Source organism: Streptomyces sp. NPDC058008 (assembly GCF_042886395.1).
Classification (GTDB): domain Bacteria; phylum Actinomycetota; class Actinomycetes; order Streptomycetales; family Streptomycetaceae; genus Streptomyces.
Genome location: NZ_JBHVQX010000071.1, coordinates 1 through 3421, shown reverse-complemented (window position 1 = coordinate 3421; position 3421 = coordinate 1). Strand labels below are relative to the sequence as shown.

Genomic DNA, 3421 nt, shown 5'->3' with positions numbered 1-3421 from the left:
CCACCGAGGAGTAGGCGATGCCGAACGCCAGCCGTACGCCGACCAGGATCTCCGGCAGCGCGGACGGCAGGACGACGGAGGCCACCACCTGCGGGCGGCGCGCCCCGATCGCCCGGGCCGCCTCCACCAGCGAGGCGGGCGCCGACGCCACGGCGGACGCGGTGGCCACGGCCACGGGCGGCATGGCGGCGATGGCCAGCAGCCACAGCTTGGGCGCCTCGTCGATCCCGAACCAGATGATCAGCAGGCTGAAGTAGGCGAGCGGCGGCAGCGTCCGGAGGAAGGCCACCGCCGGTTCGAACACCACCCGCACCCACGGCAGCGTGCCCATCAGCACCCCGGCCACGAGCCCGGCCAGCACGCCCGCGCCCGCACCGATCGCGATGCGGCGCAGGCTGATGCCCAGGTGCTCGATCAGGGTGTGGCCCTGGTAGCCGCGTACTCCGTCATGGGTGCCGGACGTCTCCACGAGCGCGTCCCAGACGGCCGACGGCGGGGGGACGAGCAGCGGTGACCACAGCCGCAGCGCGGTGACGAGCTGCCAGAGCGCGAGCAGCACGGCCAGCGCGAGGAGCCGCAGCCCGGCCCGGCGCAGCCTGGCGGCCCGCTCCGGCGAGCGGCGGCGCGGAGGGGGCGCGGCGGGAGGTTCACCGGGCAGCGCGGGACCGGACGGCTGCTGCTCCGTGGCGGTGGGCGTGGTCATGGCGGGCTCCGTCGGGAGGTGCCCGGGACCGGGCCGTCGCGGGGGCGGGCCGGGCCGGGCAGGGGGATGCGGGGCGCGCACGGTGGCGCCCGCGGGCAACGGGGGAGGGGCCCCCGGAACGTGCGCCGGAGCGCCGTACGCGGACGGGAAGGTCCGGTCCGGTCGCGGACGGAGTTCCGGAGGGGGACCGCCGGCTCACCCGAGGGGCGGCCGGAAGGCGGGCGGACGACGCCGCACAGTTCTGGAAGCGCTCAGCGCTGCCGGGCCAGGCTCAACAGGAGCAGCTGGTCACACGGCAGAGATCGATGCTGAGACGCTCCTTCAGGAACTGGTCGCTGATCACGGGGAGTTTCTAACACAGCCGCATGGCGGGCACCAGGGGCTGTCCGCGCCCTGGTACGGACCGGAGCGGGCCCGCCGGATCGGCCCTACGCCGTCCGCGCCCGCTCCCGGACGGCCGGCAGCCCGCTACCGGGCGGTCCGAACAGGGCGGACCACGGCCCCGGGCCCCCCCCACGCGCCCGGAGCGGGCCGCGCCAGGTATCCCCGGGGCCCGTTCGGGCAGGCCGCGAACGAGCACGTTCCGGGCCCGGGGACAGGTGCCGCCGGAACCGCCGGGACCGGAACTCCCGCTCCGCCGGGACCGCCGGGACCGGAACTCCCGCTCCGCCGGGACCGGTGCCGCCGAGGCCCCAGAGCAGTCGGCCTCCCCGGCCCCCGACCGAACAGGACCCGGGGCGTGTGATCGCGGCGAGAACGCCGGGATCGCGTGAACCGTAATGATCCCGTGAGGCTTTGGGGCGCACAGCGGCGAGGAAGTGGCGCCGGGCATGGCAGGCTTGGGTGCATGGCCCAGATCAACCCCAGCATCCTGTCCGCAGACTTCGCCCGCCTCGCCGAGGAGGCGAGGGCGGTGGAAGGCGCCGACTGGCTCCATGTCGATGTCATGGACAACCATTTCGTGCCCAACCTGACCCTCGGCGTGCCCGTCGTGGAGGCGCTGAGCAAGGCCACGGACACACCGCTGGACTGCCACCTCATGATCGAGGACGCGGACCGCTGGGCGCCGCAGTACGTCGAGGCCGGAGCGGGCTCGGTCACCTTCCACGTGGAGGCGGCCGCCGCGCCCGTGCGCCTGGCCCGGGAGATCAGGGCGAAGGGCGCCCGCGCGTCCATGGCGCTGAAGCCCGCGACGCCCATCGAGCCGTACGAGGACCTGCTCCCCGAGCTCGACATGCTGCTGATCATGACCGTGGAGCCGGGATTCGGCGGCCAGGCCTTCCTGGACATCATGCTGCCGAAGATCCGCCGCACCCGTGAGCTGATCTCGAAGCACGGTCTGGAGCTGTGGCTACAGGTCGACGGCGGGGTCTCCGCCGCCACCATCGAGCGATGCGCCGAGGCCGGGGCGGACGTGTTCGTCGCGGGTTCGGCGGTGTACGGCGCCGAGGACCCGGCCGAGGCCGTGCGGGCGCTGCGCGCCCAGGCCGACAAGGTCACGGCTTCCGCACCCTGGGCGTGCGGCCACTGAGCCAAGTCCGGATGAACGCGGCCCGACGGGCCTGATCAAGGATCGCCGGATCTGACAGGATGGACGGCGTATCGAGCGTGTGAACAGCAGTGAGGAGATCGCGGTGTCTGGCATCTCGGCGGGTCGGTCAGCCATGCGGATGGGACCCGCGGAGCTGGTGCAGGCGGCGGCCATGGCCCGTCGGTTCTACCTGGAGGGGAAGTCCAAGATCCAGATCGCCGAGGAGTTCGGCGTCAGCCGCTTCAAGGTGGCCCGGGTCCTGGAGACGGCCCTCGAGCGTGATCTCGTGAGGATCGAGATCCGGGTACCGGCGGAGCTGGACGCGGAGCGCTCCGACGCGCTCCGGGCGCGCTACGGCCTGCGGCACGCTGTCGTGGTCGAGTCCCCGGCGGAGGAGCAGGACGACGCGGCCGACCCGGAGAACCTGGGTGAGGTCGCGGCCGAGCTGCTCGGCGAGCTGGTGAACGAGGGCGATGTGCTGGGCCTGGCCTGGGGCCGGTCCACCATCCACATGGCGGCGGCCCTGGACCGGCTGCCCCCCTGCACGGTCGTTCAGCTGACCGGTGTGTACGACGCGGGCACGGCCGAGCGCGGCTCGGTCGAGGCGGTCCGCCGGGCCGCGCAGGTCTCGGGCGGCGAGGCGCACCCCATCTACGCCCCGATGCTGCTGCCCGACCCGGCGACGGCGGCCGCCCTGCGCCACCAGACCGGGATCGCCCGCGCCTTCGAGTACTTCGACAAGGTGACGGTCGCCGCGGTGTCCATCGGATCGTGGGAGCCCGGCATCTCGACCGTCCACGACATGCTCTCGGACGAGGAGCGCGGCCACTACGCCTCGCTCGGTGTGGCGGCCGAGATGTCCGCGCACCTCTTCGACGCGAACGGGCGCCGGGTCGGCCGGGACCTCGGCGAGCGGTGCATCACCGTGGAGGCCGACCGGCTGCGCCGGATCCCCGAGGTGGTCGCCATCGCGGGCGGGCAGCGCAAGGCGGCGGCGATCGGCGCGGTGCTGCGCTCGGGGCTGGTCACCAGTCTCGTCACGGACACGGCCGCGGCCGACTACCTCCTGACGGAGTCCGCCGCCGGGCAGCGGCCCGCGCTGGAGCGGGCCGACCCCGACGAATGACCGGACGGACCCCGTGCGACGACGGGGGCCGGGCACCCGCGCGGGGTGCCCGGCCCCCGTC

3 protein-coding genes are annotated in these 3421 nt (G+C 74.3%); 2 read left to right on the top strand and 1 reads right to left on the bottom strand.

From position 1 onward, the window contains the following. The coding region (locus ACFVS9_RS34110; protein ID WP_389938897.1) for an ABC transporter permease at positions 1-703 on the bottom strand (703 nt) is incomplete at its 3' end. Positions 704-1550: 847 nt separating this feature from the next. On the opposite strand from ACFVS9_RS34110, the gene rpe reads away from it, so the two are divergent. Both rpe and ACFVS9_RS34100 read left to right on the top strand, forming a co-directional pair. After that, positions 1551-2234, top strand: a complete 684-nt coding sequence (rpe, locus tag ACFVS9_RS34105) for a ribulose-phosphate 3-epimerase (protein WP_383119027.1) — start codon at positions 1551-1553, stop codon at positions 2232-2234. A gap of 139 nt (positions 2235-2373) precedes the next feature. Next, the gene (locus ACFVS9_RS34100) at positions 2374-3360 is read left to right on the top strand and encodes a sugar-binding transcriptional regulator (RefSeq protein WP_383119029.1); all 987 of its coding nucleotides are present in this window, start codon (positions 2374-2376) and stop codon (positions 3358-3360) included. Positions 3361-3421 lie beyond the last annotated feature (61 nt).

Coding starts and splice junctions, on each gene's coding strand:
- ACFVS9_RS34100 (WP_383119029.1), top strand. CDS start 2,374: ATGGGACCCGCGGAGCTGGTGCAGGCGGCGGCCATGGCCCGTCGGTTC.
- rpe (WP_383119027.1), top strand. CDS start 1,551: ATGGCCCAGATCAACCCCAGCATCCTGTCCGCAGACTTCGCCCGCCTC.